Annotated in this window: 19 protein-coding genes; 1 reads left to right on the top strand and 18 read right to left on the bottom strand. The window is 57.5% G+C overall.

Going from position 1 to position 16,228, the window contains the following annotated elements:
- The first annotated feature begins 16 nt into the window (after positions 1-16).
- Positions 17-2,134 carry a 1,4-alpha-glucan branching protein GlgB gene (glgB, locus tag WMP97_RS05490; protein ID WP_239205702.1) on the top strand — a complete coding sequence of 706 codons (2,118 nt, stop codon included), beginning with the start codon at positions 17-19 and terminating at the stop codon, positions 2,132-2,134.
- Positions 2,135-2,139: 5 nt separating this feature from the next.
- On the opposite strand, the gene WMP97_RS05485 is transcribed toward glgB, so the two are convergent.
- The 18 genes from WMP97_RS05485 to prmC all read right to left on the bottom strand — a co-directional run bounded on the left by WMP97_RS05485 (position 2,140) and on the right by prmC (position 16,224).
- On the bottom strand, positions 2,140-2,532 hold the full coding sequence (locus tag WMP97_RS05485; protein WP_023021742.1) for an arsenate reductase/protein-tyrosine-phosphatase family protein: 393 nt from the start codon (positions 2,530-2,532) through the stop codon (positions 2,140-2,142).
- Between the two features lie 20 nt (positions 2,533-2,552).
- Positions 2,553-3,479 (bottom strand): tetratricopeptide repeat protein, encoded by a 927-nt coding sequence (locus WMP97_RS05480; protein ID WP_239208306.1) that lies wholly within the window; start codon positions 3,477-3,479, stop codon positions 2,553-2,555.
- On the bottom strand, positions 3,480-3,788 hold the full coding sequence (locus WMP97_RS05475; protein WP_034656448.1) for a thiamine-binding protein: 309 nt from the start codon (positions 3,786-3,788) through the stop codon (positions 3,480-3,482).
- A gap of 10 nt (positions 3,789-3,798) precedes the next feature.
- A complete protein-coding gene (locus WMP97_RS05470; protein WP_340439977.1) occupies positions 3,799-4,083 on the bottom strand; it encodes a hypothetical protein in 285 nt (94 codons plus the stop codon).
- Positions 4,083-4,775, bottom strand: coding sequence for an endonuclease NucS (gene nucS / locus WMP97_RS05465; protein WP_023021745.1), 693 nt, complete (start codon positions 4,773-4,775; stop codon positions 4,083-4,085). Before nucS ends, WMP97_RS05470 begins: the two co-directional genes overlap by 1 nt.
- Before the next feature lie 23 nt (positions 4,776-4,798).
- Entirely contained in the window at positions 4,799-5,275 is a 477-nt protein-coding gene (locus tag WMP97_RS05460) for a DUF2550 domain-containing protein (protein ID WP_023021746.1), read from the bottom strand.
- Positions 5,276-5,456: 181 nt separating this feature from the next.
- Positions 5,457-5,825: a F0F1 ATP synthase subunit epsilon gene (locus WMP97_RS05455; RefSeq protein ID WP_086588747.1), complete on the bottom strand. Its 369-nt coding sequence runs from the start codon at positions 5,823-5,825 to the stop codon at positions 5,457-5,459.
- 10 nt (positions 5,826-5,835) lie between these two features.
- Positions 5,836-7,281, bottom strand: a complete 1,446-nt coding sequence (gene atpD, locus WMP97_RS05450) for a F0F1 ATP synthase subunit beta (RefSeq protein WP_049361377.1) — start codon at positions 7,279-7,281, stop codon at positions 5,836-5,838.
- Between the two features lie 3 nt (positions 7,282-7,284).
- Positions 7,285-8,274: a F0F1 ATP synthase subunit gamma gene (locus tag WMP97_RS05445; RefSeq protein ID WP_023021749.1), complete on the bottom strand. Its 990-nt coding sequence runs from the start codon at positions 8,272-8,274 to the stop codon at positions 7,285-7,287.
- A gap of 50 nt (positions 8,275-8,324) precedes the next feature.
- On the bottom strand, positions 8,325-9,965 hold the full coding sequence (gene atpA, locus WMP97_RS05440) for a F0F1 ATP synthase subunit alpha (protein ID WP_023021750.1): 1,641 nt from the start codon (positions 9,963-9,965) through the stop codon (positions 8,325-8,327).
- Positions 9,966-10,025: 60 nt separating this feature from the next.
- Positions 10,026-10,841, bottom strand: a complete 816-nt coding sequence (locus WMP97_RS05435) for a F0F1 ATP synthase subunit delta (protein WP_340439976.1) — start codon at positions 10,839-10,841, stop codon at positions 10,026-10,028.
- A gap of 6 nt (positions 10,842-10,847) precedes the next feature.
- Complete coding sequence (locus WMP97_RS05430) at positions 10,848-11,417, bottom strand: F0F1 ATP synthase subunit B (protein WP_023021752.1); 570 nt, start codon at positions 11,415-11,417, stop codon at positions 10,848-10,850.
- 42 nt (positions 11,418-11,459) lie between these two features.
- A complete protein-coding gene (locus WMP97_RS05425) occupies positions 11,460-11,699 on the bottom strand; it encodes an ATP synthase F0 subunit C (RefSeq protein WP_023021753.1) in 240 nt (79 codons plus the stop codon).
- Positions 11,700-11,801: 102 nt separating this feature from the next.
- Positions 11,802-12,602 carry a F0F1 ATP synthase subunit A gene (gene atpB, locus WMP97_RS05420; protein ID WP_023021754.1) on the bottom strand — a complete coding sequence of 267 codons (801 nt, stop codon included), beginning with the start codon at positions 12,600-12,602 and terminating at the stop codon, positions 11,802-11,804.
- A gap of 455 nt (positions 12,603-13,057) precedes the next feature.
- On the bottom strand, positions 13,058-13,483 hold the full coding sequence (locus tag WMP97_RS05415; protein ID WP_023021755.1) for a hypothetical protein: 426 nt from the start codon (positions 13,481-13,483) through the stop codon (positions 13,058-13,060).
- 16 nt (positions 13,484-13,499) lie between these two features.
- Positions 13,500-14,675, bottom strand: coding sequence for a glycosyltransferase family 4 protein (locus WMP97_RS05410; protein WP_023021756.1), 1,176 nt, complete (start codon positions 14,673-14,675; stop codon positions 13,500-13,502).
- A gap of 12 nt (positions 14,676-14,687) precedes the next feature.
- The gene (locus WMP97_RS05405) at positions 14,688-15,356 is read right to left on the bottom strand and encodes an L-threonylcarbamoyladenylate synthase (protein WP_023027842.1); all 669 of its coding nucleotides are present in this window, start codon (positions 15,354-15,356) and stop codon (positions 14,688-14,690) included.
- A 31-nt stretch (positions 15,357-15,387) separates the two neighbouring features.
- Positions 15,388-16,224 carry a peptide chain release factor N(5)-glutamine methyltransferase gene (gene prmC / locus WMP97_RS05400; protein ID WP_340439975.1) on the bottom strand — a complete coding sequence of 279 codons (837 nt, stop codon included), beginning with the start codon at positions 16,222-16,224 and terminating at the stop codon, positions 15,388-15,390.
- Positions 16,225-16,228: the final 4 nt, after the last annotated feature.

Raw genomic sequence — 16,228 nt, 5'->3', positions numbered from 1 at the left:
TAGGTACCCTGATTATATGAACATCCCGGCCGCTGACCTCGCTCGTCTCAATGACTGCCGCCACCATGACCCACACGGATTCTACGGCTGGCATGAAGGTACCGTCCGTACCCGCCAGCCTGGCGCCACCGCGGTACAACTTCATACCCCCACACAATCCTTGTCTATGAATTTGGTGGGCGACGATATCTGGGAAGCGGAAGTAGGCGAGAACTGCGACTACCGCCTCGAAATCTCCTACCCCGGCGCCCCTACCCGCACCGTGGCAGACGGATATCATTTCCTGCCCACCATCGGCTCTCTAGATCTGCACCTTATCGGCGAAGGTCGCCACGAGCGCCTTTGGGATGTCCTCGGCGCCAACCTACGCTCTTATGACACAGAGATGGGCCCCGTAAGCGGTGTGTCCTTTGCCGTATGGGCCCCCAATGCCCAAGGTGTTGCCGTCGTGGGCGATTTCTGCGGCTGGAATCCTACCCAGTACCCCATGCGTTCGCTCGGTTCTACCGGCGTATGGGAGGTCTTTGTCCCAGGCATCGGTGCTGGCGAGCACTATAAGTTCGCCATCTTTAGCCAGGAAGGCCGCCAAGACAAGGCCGACCCATTGGCCAAGCGCACCACCTGTCCGCCGGAAACGGACTCGATCGTGGATTCCACCAGCTTCGGCTGGTCTGATTCCGCGTGGATGGACAAGCGCACCGGCAACCTCGATGTCCCGATGAGCATCTATGAGGTCCACGTCGGCTCGTGGAAGGTCGGGGCGAATTATAACCGACTTCGCGAGGAGCTCATCCCTTATCTCAAGGAGCATGGTTTTACCCACGTCGAGCTCTTGCCCGTGGCCGAGCACCCCTTCGGCGGCTCTTGGGGCTACCAAGTCTCTGGCTATTACTCGCCTTCAGCGCGGTGGGGCTCGCCGGATGAGTTCCGCGCATTAGTCAATGCACTGCACGAAAACGGCATCGGGGTCATCGTGGACTGGGTGCCAGCCCACTTCCCAAAGGACGATTGGGCCCTCGGCCGCTTCGATGGTCAAGCGCTTTATGAGCACCCCGATCCCCGCCGCGGCGAGCAAGCCGACTGGGGTACCTATGTCTTTGACTTTGGCCGCAATGAGGTGCGCAATTTCCTCGTAGCCAACGCCCTGTATTGGGCTGAAGAATTCCACATTGACGGCCTGCGCGTAGACGCCGTCGCTTCCATGCTTTACCTGGACTACTCCCGCGATGAATGGCTACCCAATCAGTTTGGCGGGCGCGAGAATCTCGAAGCCGTCCAATTCCTGCAGGAAACCAACGCCACCCTCAACCGCACCCATCCTGGCGTACTCACCATCGCCGAGGAATCCACCTCCTGGCCGGGCGTTACCGCTCCTACTTCCGAGAACGGGCTGGGCTTTTCCCTGAAGTGGAATATGGGATGGATGAATGACACCCTAGAGTACTTCAAGCACGAGCCCATCCACCGTTCCTATCACCATGGCGAGCTCACCTTCTCCATGGTGTATGCCTATTCTGAGCGCTACGTGTTGCCGTTTAGCCACGACGAAGTAGTCCACGGCAAGGGTTCACTGTGGCAGCGCATGCCTGGCGACGACTGGAATAAGGCCGCCGGATTGCGCGCTTTGTATGGCTACATGTTCTCCCACCCTGGCAAGAATCTGCTCTTCATGGGCCAGGAATTTGGACAAACCACCGAGTGGTCCGAGGAGCATTCCGTGGATTGGGGCAACCTCGATGGTTGGGGCAATGAGTGGCACCGGGGCATTAAGCGCCTCGTGCGCGATATCAACCTCATTTACCGCGACACCCCAGCTTTGTGGAGCCAGGATTTTAGCCAAGACGGCTTCCAATGGGTCAAGGCCGATGACTCGAACAATAACGTGCTGGGTTACGTCCGCTATGGCGCGGACGGGTCTGCCTTGCTCGCTGTGTGCAACCTGTCGGGTTCTTCCATTCCCAACTACGGCCTCTGGGTTCCACGTGATGGTGCTTGGAAAATGGTACTTAACACCGATGATGCCGTTTATGAGGGCGCTGGGAACCCGCTTCCTCAGCATATTCACGTGGCGGATAATTCCGCCACGCTTCACCTACCGGCCAACTCGGTGCAGTGGTACGTACTGGAGCAATAAAACGCCTATCGCTGCGTGCGTAGGAACTCCACCACGCGCGCTTCGATATCATCGCGAAGCGCATCCATGCGCTCTTCACCTTCCAGACCACGCAACGAGGGATCCTCGATGGCCCACCTCTGCGCTGGCCCGTCATATTCCGCATCACCTACCACGATGACGTGGTCGACAGCGGCAGCAAGGTGGGGATCCACTAGAGCAGGAGTACCAGTCATTTCTGCCCCCACCTTCGCGAGGGAAGCTTTGGCCTCTTGATTGATGCCCTGCTGGATATGTTCCGGGGTAGTTTGCACCCCAGCCGAGTAAATATCCCACTCAGGCGCATGCTTGGCGGCAAGCGCCGCAGCCATCTGCGACTTGCCGCGATTTGTATTGCACAGGAAAAGCACTGAAGTCATGCTTTCCCATCCTACCCAAGCTAGTACAGGGCACTCGCCAGCTTGGTGCGAGCTTCCATCACGCGCGGGTCATTGCCCTCAAAGAGCCCGAAGAGCTCCAGCAAGCGCTCGCGCACGCGAGCTTTCTCATCACCGGCCGTTGCCTTCATCGTCTCGATGAGGCGATCAAAGGCCTTTTCTGGGGCGCCGGCAACCACTTCGGCGTCGGCAGCACGCATCTGCTTATCGACGTCCCCCTTGTCCCCTTCCGCAGCCGCAATCGGATCCTCGGTCTGGTTGGCAGGATCAAGGCGCTTGAGCAGTACGGTTGTATCGCGGGCCTGCTTAATCTGCACGTTTTCGGGCTCAGCCTCCAAGATGGAGTTATAGACCTTAAGAGCACCATCAAAATCGCCAGCATTTAAGAAGCCCTCTGCTTCTTGGAGGCGCGGATCCTCTTCTTCCTCTTGGGTCTGGGGCTCTCCCGCATCGCTCTGTAGGCCCTTCAACTGTGGGCCAACATTCTGCACCAAGGCATCTACCCATTGTTTTAGCGCATCTAGTGGTTGTGCACCCTCGAAATTCGTCAGCGGCTGCCCAGCGCCCAGGGCCACCACAGTGGGGAGGTTCTTCACGCCAAAGGCCTGCGCAACCTGTGGGGTAGTATCTGCATCCACGTAGGCAACTAGGAAACTGCGGTTTCCTTGCGCGGCCAACCCCTGTAGGTCGGTCTTTAGCTGCTCCGACTGCGTGGAACGGGCGGTGCCAATGAGAACAATCACCGGAACTTCCGTAGAACGGCGCACCACGTCCTGGTCGAAGTTAGCTTCCGTCACAGTGAAGAAGGGTTGGATCCCGCCAGCAGTGGTCTGCGGAGATTCCTGTGCCTTCTGCCGTGCCTCGGCCCGCGCCTTTACTTGGCTGAGGTCAAGCGCGCCTCCTACATAAGCATTATTTGCTGAAGTCATCTAGTCCTCCTTTGCAAGGCGGCGGTTAACCGCATCTACCTTGTCAGTCAGTTGATTGGTTACGCCCTCGCGAATATCAGCCTTGACCACCAAAGATGTGCGCGGGGATACCGCACGCACCGCGTCAGTGGCCTTCTTAATAGTTCCAAAGACCTCGTCCCACTCGCCTTCAAGCAGGGTGAACATGGCATTGGTCTCGTTAGGAAGGCCGGATTCGCGGACTACGCGCACGGCCTCAGCGACGGCGTCAGCCATTTCTTGGGAATCATTATTAACTACTGCAGGGGCTACAGAGAATGCAACAATCATGCCCGCTAGTCTACCTACGCTCCCAGCAGTGGCGGTGCCAGTGCCGACGATCATCGCCCTGGCGGCCCACGTCGCGCGGCCACGCCACGATATGAGCCACCCCGGGAGGAATATTTTGATTACACCCTGGGCACACATAGTACTTTTGGGCACGCGCAGAACCGATATGCCGCATAACATAGGATTCACCGTGCGTCCAGCTAGGCCCCTCGACCGTCTGCGAGCCGAGAAAAGTCGACCCATCTTTAGGCAAGGATCGAAGCTCGAGCGGTTTGCGTCTATTCCGCCGTGGCATTAGAACAATCGCAATTCGTTCGACTCAAGTCCGCGGAGTTCCTGATAGTCCAGTACGACGCACCGAATGCCTCGGTCCTCTGCTAGCGTGCGGGCCTGCGGTTTGATTTCCTGGGCCGCGAATACACCAGATACTGGGGCCAGAAGCTCATCACGGTTAAGCAACTCCAGATACCTCGTCAGCTGCTCCACGCCATCAATCCCACCACGGCGCTTCACCTCGATGGCAACATTTTTGTTGTTTTCATCTTTCGCCATAATGTCTACCGGGCCTATCGCCGTTGGGTATTCGCGGCGTACCAGCGTATAGCTATCGCCCAAGGTATCGATCTGGTCTGCCAAAAGCTCTTGCAAGTGAGCCTCCACGCCGTCTTTGACTAGGCCTGGGTCTTCACCCATGTCATAGGAGATTTCCTCATGGATCTCAGCAATTGTAATGCGCAACTGCTCGCCTTTAGGATTTTCCACCAGCCACAAAACCTCGCCGGTATCGTCACCGTCTAGGTCCTCAATGGCGGATTCTTTTAACGTGCACGGAGGGGTCATCCAATTAAGCGGCTTATACGCGCGGTCATCAGCATGCACAGATACAGAGCCGTCAGCCTTGACGATGAGTAGACGGTCTGCCATGGGAAGGTGGGCATCCAAACGGCCCACGTAATCTACGGAGCATCGGGCGATTACTAAACGCATGCCCTCTACCCTAGCGGGTAACCTTATCGCTTGGATTGACGGGTAGCGCGCTGGCGAAGTTGCCGGAAGTCGAAGCGCTGCTGACGTTTGGATGGTGCGGCCTCTACCCACGCCCCGAAGGCCATAATGCCGTGGGCATCAGATGCCAACTCATATTCCCGGCCCTTGACCCGAAAGCGAACAACCTCGGTGGCGGCAGACATAAAAGAAGCCTCGGCATCATCGAGCGAGCGGGTGCTTACTACTTCGATGTCGAGGCGGTTGATACGCAGATCGCAGCGCGGAGAAACGGAGCGGAGCTTGAAATACTCCACAAATTCGCCTTCATAACGCAGCGAACCATGGCGCCAAGAAAGGGAATTTCTAGCGGGTACTCGGCGTAGCAAGACGGCAGTGCCGCGGGCACGCACGGTAAAAAAGCGAAGCGCAGCCAGAAAAATAACCAGCAATAGGGCCACGCCAAGGGCCCACAGAAGCACTGTAACCACCGTTGAATTCATGGGCCTTCACGCCATCCTCGCTTTGTGGAGAAACTGATTCTTGAATTGTAGCGCTTGGCAGGACCTATACGCCAATAAGAAAAGGCAAAGAAAACGCAAAAAGGCGCCCCGGTTTAAACCGGGGCGCCTTTAGAGAGCAGGAAGGGCGGCTATTGCTGCCCTCTCCTATCAATCCAAGGTACTAAGCCTTGGCGCGGCGGACAGCACGCTGTGCGGCCTCGCCACGGGACTTGGCGAGCTCGTGCTCAGAAGCAAAGTCCTTCTGAGCCTTCTCCTCATCCACCTCATCGGACCAGATGGCCCAATCAGCGAGGACGGTGATCTTGTCCTGGGTAACGGAGAGGAAACCACCCTGCACGGCGGCGACGCGGCGCTCGCCGTCCACTGGGTGGATGGTCACCACGCCATTATCGATCAACTGACCGATCATTGGCTCGTGACCGGGAAGCACGCCGATCTCACCCTCGGTGGTCTCAGCCGTGACCATGGAGGCCTGTCCAGACCACAGCAGGCGCTCGACGGAAACCAATTCGGCGGTGATGTCAGCCATGTGCCTCTCCCTACTTCTCGTTCAACTTCTTGTATGCAGCCTCGACGTCGTCAAGGCCGCCCAAGCCGTTGAAAGCCTGCTCTGGGTAGTGGTCAAACTCGCCATCGCAGATGCGCTCGAAGGCGTCGATGGTCTCGGACAGCGGTACGTAGGAGCCCGGCAGGCCGGTGAACTTCTGCGCAACGAAGAAGTTCTGGCCCAAGAAGCGCTCGATACGACGGGCACGCTGAACGGTGACCTTGTCTTCCTCAGACAGCTCGTCCATACCAAGGATGGCGATGATGTCCTGGAGTTCCTTGTTCTTCTGCAGAATACCGATGACGCGCTGTGCAACCTCGTAGTGCTTCTCGCCGACGATACCTGGCTCGAGAATACGAGAGGTAGAAGTCAGCGGGTTCACTGCCGGGTAAATACCCTTGGAGGCAATAGCACGGTCCAGCTCGGTGGTGGCGTCCAAGTGAGCGAACGTCGTAGCCGGAGCCGGGTCGGTGTAGTCATCGGCAGGAACGTAAACGGCCTGCAGGGACGTAATGGAACGGCCCTTGGTCGAGGTAATGCGCTCCTGCAAAACACCCATCTCATCAGCCAAGGTCGGCTGGTAGCCCACGGCGGAAGGCATACGACCCAGCAGGGTCGAAACCTCAGAGCCGGCCTGGGTGAAACGGAAGATGTTGTCAATGAACAGCAGCACGTCCTGGTTCTGCACATCGCGGAAGTACTCCGCCATGGTCAGGCCGGACAGAGCCACACGCATACGGACTCCTGGCGGCTCATCCATCTGGCCGAAGACAAGGGCGGTATCTTGCAGCACGCCCATTTCTTCCATTTCCAGGAAGAGGTCGGTGCCCTCACGGGTACGCTCGCCGACGCCGGCGAAGACGGAGGTACCGGAGAACTCGCGGGCGATACGGGTAATCATCTCCTGAATCAGAACGGTCTTACCCACACCTGCACCGCCGAACAGGCCGATCTTGCCGCCCTTGACGTACGGGGTCAGCAGGTCGATGACCTTAATGCCGGTCTCCAGAATCTCGGTCTTACCCTCGAGCTGGTCGAACGCTGGCGGCTCGCGGTGGATTCCCCACTGCTCGCCATCGCGGCCGAGACCCGGCTCATCGAGGCAATCACCGAGGGCGTTGAAGACGTGGCCCTTGACGACGTCGCCGACCGGCACGGAAATTGGCTTTCCGGAGTCGATGACCTCGGCACCGCGGACGAGGCCGTCGGTCGGTGCCATAGACACGGTACGGACAAGGTTGTCACCGAGGTGCTGAGCGACCTCGAGGGTGACGGTCTTTGCAACAGCTTCGAGCTTGATGTCGACGTGCAGTGCGTTGTACAGGGCCGGCAGTGCCTCACGTGGGAACTCCACATCCACAACCGGACCGATGACGCGCACGACACGACCGGCGACTGCCGAAGACTGTGCATTCTGCTCTTGCAGAGCTGTAGTCATAATCTAGTCACTTTCTGCGCTGTCAGATAGCGCGCCAGCGCCACCGACGATCTCTGAAATTTCCTGGGTAATCTGTGCCTGACGGGCCTGGTTAGCCACGCGGGAGAGGTCTTCGACCATCTCGGTTGCGTTGTCAGTAGCAGACTTCATAGCTGTACGGCGTGCAGCGGACTCGGAGGCAGAAGCCTCCAAGAACATAGCAAACAGGATACGCGAGACGTACTGCGGAAGCAGAGCTTCCATCAGCGTATCTGCGTCCGGCTCGAATTCGAATCCGGCGGCAACATCCTCCGCAGATTCGGCGTCGGACAGAGCGGAGTCACCGAGGTGGTACTCCTCATCCTGAATAACCGGCTCAACTGGCAACAGCTGCTGTGCGCGCGCAGTCTGGGTCAACATGGACTCAAACTCGGTGTAGACAACGTGTACCTGGTCAAAGCCACGTACACCTACGCCCTCACCCTGCGCATGCAGGCCGTCGCGGCCCTTGGTAGTGCCGTTGGAACCAGCAATAAAGCCATCAATCAGGTGACGGCGCACATCGTGGGTGGCCTCCCAGGTTGGGTCCTGAGAGAAACCGCCCCAGCTGCCAACTACCTCGTCCTCGCGGAACTTGTAGTGGCCGATGCCCTTGTTGCCGGTAACGTACCGAACTACCTCGTAGCCCTTGCTTTCCAGGAGAGCTTGCAGCTGTGCGGCCTTCTTGAAGACGTTGTTGTTGTAGCCGCCACACATACCGCGGTCAGAAGTGACCACGAGAATGGCTGCGACGTTTCCGTCTTCGCGCTCACGCAGCATGTCATGCTCCAACGTAGAGGCGGAAGCCAGCTTATTCATGATGCTGGTCATCTCAGTCGCATAAGGCTGAGATGCTTCTACCCTGGCCTGCGCCTTGGTAATGCGCGAGGTAGCAATAAGCTCCTGGGCCTTGGTGATCTTCTTAGTCGAATTAACGGACCGGATGCGGTCACGTAGTTCGCGAAGATTAGCCATCGTTTCTCCTCCCTTCTTTAATCTAGACGGTTAGTTATGAGTTCTGAACTCTACTTAGCCGTCTTGCGGGAGACGTTGAGCTCGGTGTTCTTTACGTCGCTTTCATCCAAAGGCTCTACCGGTGCCTCAGAGCCCAAGTTATGGCCTTCGGAGGTGCGGAAGGTCGGCTGGAAATCCTTAGCTGCCGCAACCAATGCGTCCTTGGACTCATCGGTTAGCGGCTTGCCGCCGGAAATCTGCTCAAAGACCTCTGGGGTGTTGGCGTTGAGGTATTCGTGTACCTCGTCCTCGAAGCGGCGGACGTCTTCAACGGGAACGACGTCGAAGATGCCAGCCTCGGCGAGGTAGATGGATACCATCTGGTACTCCACCGGCTGCGGGGAGGACTCGGACTGCTTCAGCAGCTCAACCAGACGGGAACCGCGCTCCAGCTGAGCCTTGGAGGCAGCATCCAGGTCAGATGCGAATGCCGCGAAGGCCTGCAGATCACGGTAGGAGGCCAGGTCCAGACGCAGGTTACCGGCAACCTTCTTCATGCCCTTGGTCTGTGCAGCGCCACCGACACGGGAGACGGAAACACCGACGTTAATAGCCGGACGAACACCCTGGTTGAACAGGTCGGACTCCAGGAAGACCTGGCCGTCAGTAATAGAAATGACGTTGGTCGGAATGAAGGCGCCGACGTCGTTTGCCTTGGTCTCGATGATCGGCAGTGCGGTCATGGAGCCAGCACCCATGTCGTCGGAAAGCTTGGCAGCACGCTCCAGCAGGCGGGAGTGCAGGTAGAACACATCGCCCGGGTATGCCTCGCGTCCCGGCGGACGGCGCAGCAGCAAGGAAATGGCACGGTAGGCCTCAGCCTGCTTGGTCAGATCATCGTAGATAACCAGGACGTGGTTGCCCTGGTACATCCAGTGCTGGCCCAGCGCTGCACCGGAGAACGGTGCCAACCACTTGAAGCCGGCGGAATCGGAAGCCGGTGCGGCCACGATGGTGGTGTAATCGAGTGCGCCGTGCTCCTCAAGGGTGCGGCGCACACCAGCGATGGTCGAGCCCTTCTGGCCAATTGCGACGTAGATGCAGCGTACCTGCTTATCCTTGTCGCCGGACTCCCAGTTAGCCTTCTGGTTCAAAATGGTATCGATGCACACCGCGGTCTTACCGGTCTTACGGTCACCGATGACCAGCTGACGCTGGCCACGGCCGATCGGGGTCATTGCGTCGATAGCCTTGATGCCGGTCTGCATTGGCTCTTCAACCGGCTGGCGCTGCAGCACGGACGGTGCCTGCAGCTCGAGGACGCGCTCCTCTTCAGCGTTGATTGGGCCCATGCCGTCAATCGGCTGACCCAAAGGGTTAATTACGCGGCCGAGGAATTCCTCGCCCACTGGGATGGAGAGAACCTCGCCGGTCCTCTTAACCTCGTCGCCCTCCTTGAGGGACTCGAAGTTGCCCAGGACCACGACACCGATGGAGTTAGTGTCAAGGTTCTGTGCGACGCCAATCACGCCGCCTGGGAACTCGAGCAGCTCATTCGCCATAACGGACGGCAGGCCAGAAACCTGCGCAATACCGTCAGCTGCCGAAATGACCACGCCGACCTCCTCACGGGAGGCCTCCGCGGAGTAGCTCGAGGTGTAGTTCGCAATCGCACTACGGATCTCGTCGGAGGAGATCGTCAGCTCCGCCATGTTCTTCCTGCTCTCGGTAGTATCTTCCAGCACTTACTTAAATCGTTTCTGTCGTTTCGGCTACGCCATCTGGGCACGCAGGCGAGCAATCTTGCCTGCCGTAGAACCGTCAATGACTTCATCGCCGACGCGGATGCGCATGCCACCGAGGAGGCTGGTGTCAACCTCAGAGTGAATGGACATCGCACGACCATAAATTTTGCCCAGCTTCTCAGCGAGTACTGCTTGCTGGCCTTCGTTTAGTTCACCCGCTGCGGTAACACGCGCAATGGTGCGGTCCTGCAGGTCTGCTGCAGAATCAGCCAAAGCGGCCACATCATCGATCGGGTTCTGCTCTGGGCGGGAGATGGCCTGAAGCACCAGTGCCTCAGTAAACATCGTGACCTTGCCATAGAGCACGTTTGCCAGCAATCCGCGCTTGCGGGCGGAATCAGCAGTTCGGTCGGAAAGCAGCTGGGTGAGCTCGCCCTCGCGGTCAAGGATCTGGGAAAGGCGGAAGAGTTCGTCTTCTACCTGGCCCAGCTGGCCCTGCGCCTCAGCGCCACGCAGCAGTGCGCGGCGGCCCAAGGAAACCAATCCCTTGACAAGGTCCTTCGGAGTGGACCACTGTACGGCCGCAGCTTCCTGAATGATGCGCAGCGCACCACCAGAAATCTTGGAGCCAAAAAGGTTCTCCGCTAGGGACTTACGTGCCTCGCTCGGGGCGGCGATATCGGTGAATGCAACGCGCAGTTCGCGGTCATCATCCAAGACATCGACAACCTCAAAGATGTCCAAGCCCGCCTGTGCGGCGGTGGCGACGTTATTCTCGCCAGCAAGGATTTCATCCAAGCGAGATTGCGAGGTTGCGAGTGCTTCGCGGCTAGCTGCCTTCATAGTTGCCTACTTTCCGGCCGGTGCCACAGAGTCGAGCTCGGACAAGAAGCCATCAATGGTGGAGGACTTCTTAGAGGCGTCGGAAAGCTCGCCGCCCAGAATCTTCTCCGCCAGGTTGATGGAGTTCTGGCCCATTTCGGAACGCAGCTCAGTAACGACCTGCGAACGGGAAGCCTCCAGCTGCTTCTCGCCATTGGCGACGATGCGGCGGGACTCTTCTTCCGCGTTGGTCTTGGCCTCTGCCTCGATCTGCTTGCCGCGCTCGCGCGCCTGCTCGCGGATCTCGGCCGCCTCTGCACGGGCATCAGCCAGCTGAGCATTGTACTTTTCCAGAGCAGCCTTGGCCTCGGCCTGCTGAGCCTTGGCACGCTTCAAGCCGCCCTCGATCCGGTCTTCACGCTCTGCCAACATCTTGCTGTACATAGGAATTACAAACTTCCAGAACAGCAACAGAATTACGATGAAGCACAGCAAAGACCAGAAAATGTCATAGTTCTTGGGCAGAAGAACAGAGAAACTACCCGAACCTGGGTTATCTCCGCCCTCTGCTGCAAGCAAGTAAACGACGTTATTCATTGGTCTCCCGTCTTAAAAGATTCGGTGTGAAAACTCGAGCTCTTAGAACAGGAAGCCGGCAACGAGACCGATAAGTGCCAAGGCCTCAGTAAAGGCGATACCCAGGAACATGGTGGTACGCAGCTGACCAGCCATTTCTGGCTGACGGGCCATAGCTTCAACGGTCTTGCCGGCAACGATACCGATACCGATGCCTGGACCGATAGCCGCCAGGCCATAACCAATGGTGCCCAGTCCTTCAAACTTCGAAGCGGCATCCGCTGCCAGAATGATTTCGTTCATGGTGAAAGTCGTTCCCTTTCGTAGAATTTCAGTCTGTCTCAAGACTGAATGTCGATGGTTTAAATTAGGTGGTTTACTCGGTCGCGCTCGTCGACCTCGTCCTTAGTGCGAATCAGCGTGCAAGGACAGCTCAATGTACACCGCCGTCAAAAGAGCGAAGATGTACGCCTGTAGGAAGATAACCAGAATCTCGAACAGGCTCATAGCCAAGCCCAGAATAATGGTTAGTCCAGACAGTGCGGTCCAACCATTCAGCTGCCAGAAGAAGAAGTTCGTAGCAGAGAAGAGAAGAACCAGAATAATGTGTCCAGCAAGGAAGTTCGCCATGAGACGAATAGCAAGGGTAACCGGCCGCAAGATGAACGTAGAGAAAAACTCAATCGGTACCACCAAAAGATGCAATAGCGGTGGCAAGTTCGGAATCACTACCGAGGAGCGAATGAACTTACCAAGGCCATACCTCTTGGCACCCGCGTAAATCATCACAATGTACGAAACCGCGGCCAAGACAATTGGCATACCAATACGTCCGTTCGGCGAGACATTAAGCCCCGGAATAACGGTCGCAACGTTCATGAATAGAACCGCGAAGAAGATGCTAGCGATAATTGGCAGAAATCGCTTTCCCTCCTTCTTACCCAAAATGTCCTCAGCGATATGAATACGGACAAAGTCGACCGCATTCTCGCCCACATTCTGAATGCCAGAAGGAACCAACTTAGGGTTCTTAAAGGCGGCCCAGAAAAGGATCACCACAATTAGCGTCATCAAGATTCGAATCAGCATCAGGCGATCAAGCGCGAACCATCCGCCGGCGAAGTCACCGAAAAAAAGATGGTCGGCATCAATTTGCCCCGGGAAGAATTCTTCACCTAGATCGGGCGTGTGGAAGTGCCCTTTCATAGCCAATGTTGTAACGCTCAGCGTTCTCTCCCGTGTTCGGGCCACACAGCTTGTAAAAGCTTTTGTGGTGCGATGGACGTCTCAAACTTTCTGTCCTGTTCACGGACTCCGTCGCACATCAGCATGAACAAGACAGGGATTTACCAATACCGGAAGAGAGCACGTGCCTACTTCCACGGTAACCCGAAGTGAATCGTATCAGCTGGATCCTGAGTTTTTGCACGTGGGGGCCCCATAGAAGCTACTCTTCAATTCCAAAGTAAGTAATTAAGCTATAAACCTGCGATTTGCTGGCCAAACTCATAAGCGTGGAATTCATCACACCACATCTCACCCGCCCCTCGTCGGGGGTATAAATCTCTCATAACCGCAAGTAACAGATGAAATAGAGCTGCTCGGTATCCCCCATGATGCTGAGCTGCCCCAAGCTTTTGGCAGCATTCTTTGGACGCCGATTAAGCCACGTACGTCACTTTAGAAGTAACTATCCCCCAGACTTCAGTTCCGAGGGTTACAACAAGAGCTGCAACTACGCTAAGAAACAAGGCCCACGTGTCATAGAAATCCATTTCCCTAATTACTGCCAAAACCCCCAAGAGCAAAACTAGCTTAAGCAGCCACCCACCGAGCACCACTGCAATTGTTGTCGAGGGGGTTGACTTGGCTGTAAATAGGACTGAAAGAGCCGTGCACAATACGAATCCTCCGCCTAGAGCTGCACCAATTAAGACGCCCCAAATTCCGGGAAGGCCTTTCAATCCCCCCCAAATGGCAAGTGATACCAACATAATGACAAGCAACGCTTTGACACCTAGCTGCACGGCGCGTTTGAGGGGCAGACGCGGATCATCAAAATCAGAGTTTACTTTAGGATCATTCACGGAGACCGAGCCTACCTCACGAGGGCTCGGTTTCCGCCACCACGACGGTCTCTCGAGCAGCAGGGCCAATCTTTCCTTGCCGCAAGGGCACGAGAGTAGCTGCAAACGCGAGAAGCAGGGCCACAATAGTCACGCCAATGGCCTCCGGCGCGGGAACGATGGAAAAGGACACCGCACCAAATGCCACTGCGGAAACCCACAAGTAGAGCACTAGCACGGTACGCCTATGAGTATGCCCAAGCTTGAGGAGGCGGTGATGAATGTGCGCCTTGTCCGCAGAAAACGGTGAACGGCCGTGCGATAGGCGGCGAATAACAGCCCAGACAAGGTCGAGGACTGGAATAAATACCGCTGCGGCGACCACGATAATGGGTGACATCAACGCGACAATATCCACCGTGCCATACAGAGACATGTTGATCTTGCCGGACGCAGAAGTTGAGGCCGCAGCGAGCAAGAGGCCGATAAGCATGGAGCCGGAGTCGCCCATAAAAATGCGGGAAGGTTCGAAGTTATGGGGTAAGAAGCCGGCGCACATTCCCACCAGTGCGGCACTAATAATGGCTGGCGGATAGGCCGATACAGCGCCGCCCTGGTCATGGAGGACGGTCAAGGAAAAGACTAAAATTGCCCCTCCTGCAATCATTCCAAGGCCTGCTGCCAGGCCATCAAGCCCGTCTACAAAGTTGATGGCATTGATAAGCAAGACGGTAAAGAATGCGGTGAGCAGGGTGCTTTGCAATTGGTCCAGCACAACGGTGGTGCCGCCGCCAAACGGAATGAAAAGTAGTGTCCAGGTAAGGCCCAACCCACTCATGAGCGTGGCAGCGAAAAGCTGGCCAAAAAGCTTCACGACGGCGCTGAGTTCTACTAGGTCATCGACCACGCCAACAAGCACCAGCGCCAAGGCCGCCCATAGCACCGCATTCATTTCCGGAGTGACGGGCATAAAGCCGCGAGTCAAGGCTGGAAGCTGGGCTGCGAGGAATATTGCCGCCGCAAAGCCGGTAAACATGGCCACGCCGCCCATACGGGGTGTGGGCTGCGTGTGAGCGTCGCGCAGGCGAATTTCCGCCACCCGGCCGGTGCGCACTAAAAAGGACCGCACCACACCGGTGGTCAGATACGTAAATGCTGCTGCGACGAGGATGACAAGGGCCAACTCGCGCAGCGGGACACCACTGCCGCTCACGCGAATACCTCCTTAAGCCTGGGGGCGGGTGCGCAGGGTTTGGGCATCGAGGCCGATGACCTTGCCGATTTCCTCGGCCGAGAGCGCGCCTTCACGGAGTAGATACGGGCGCTCACCGGAGAGATCGATGATGGTGGAAGGCTTACCGACGGCCGTCTCTCCCCCATCCAAGTAAACCGTCACGGCTTTACCCAGCTGTTGCTTAGCCATAAGCGCGGTGGTTGGTGGCTGGTGGCCAGAGATATTGGCGGAAGACACAGCCATCGGACCAACCTCGCGCAAAAGCTCAATTGCAATGGGGTGCAGCGGCATTCGCAGCATTACCGTGCCGCGGGTATCACCGAGGTTCCACGGCAAGGATGGTGCCTGAGGAACAACGATAGACAGGCCACCCGGCCAAAAGGCCTCAACCAAATCACGCGCAGTATCGGTATAGGAAGCCACGAGACCGCGAACGGTATCCCAGGAACCAACCAAAACCGGTACCGGCATATCCGGGCCGCGCTGCTTGGTAGCCAAGAGATTGGCTACGGCATCATTATCAAAGGCATCGCAGCCAAGGCCATACAGCGTATCGGTGGGCATGACCACAAGGCGGCCGGATTGTGCAGCCTTGACCGCAATGTTCAAGCCCTCTTCGCGCTCGGCCTCATCGGCACAGTTAAAAATCTTTCCTTGCATAGTCTTTCCCCTTCTTGCCCTCAGTGGTGTCTTAGTCTACCGCGCGCACCGCAGTGACAAAGCGGGGCGTTCCCGTCATGTCCTGCAGCGCCGAAATTCTTTCAAAGCCGCCGTGGCGGGCCATTACTGCTTGTACGGCTTCGCTTGTGGAGTCATCGTGCTCGATGGCCACCTTGCCGCCCGGGCGCAAAAGGCGGGCGAACGTCGGGATGAGGCCGGTGATGACGCCCATCCCATCCTCACCGGCAAACACCGCGTCGTGTGGATCATGGTAGACCTCCGGATCTAGGTCCGGCGTCTCCGGTACATACGGCGGGTTGGTCACGATAAGGTCCACGGTCCCGTTCCACTCCGCCAAGGTAGTGGCATCCGTAGCATCGGCCTGAATAACCTCTACCCCGCTGCCGCGGGCATTGGCAGTGGTGTAGGCCAAGGCGGCGTCGGCGAGCTCAACTGCCCGCACCTGCGCCTCAGGTAAGTAGTGGTGCAGATATAGTGCCAACGCCCCTGTGCCAGTGCACAAGTCCACCAGCCGCGGGCCGTCCGCATTGCGCACCGCCCAGTCCGCCATCACCTCGGTTTCCGGCCGCGGGATAAATACGCCAGGGCCCACTTTGAGCTCCAGCGGACCGAACCAGGCGCTGCCTAGCACGTACTGTAGGGGCTTGCGGGACTCGCGGCGACGTAGCAGCGCATCATAGGCCATATCGAAACCGGGCATAGGAGCTTGGTCCAGCGGGATGTCCATGTGGCCGCAATGAATAAGGTGCGCGGCAATGATGCGCGCATCCCACTCGGGGCTTGGTACCCCGGCAGCACGAAGGCGCTGCACCCCATAGCGCAGCGCCTGTCCATACGTGTTTTCCACGCCC

The sequence above is a fragment of the Corynebacterium sp. KPL4072 genome, from assembly GCF_037908395.1.
Classification (GTDB): Bacteria; Actinomycetota; Actinomycetes; order Mycobacteriales; family Mycobacteriaceae; genus Corynebacterium; species Corynebacterium kefirresidentii.
The sequence above is the reverse complement of the archived record's forward strand: the minus strand, read 5'-3'. Positions and strand labels throughout refer to the sequence as shown.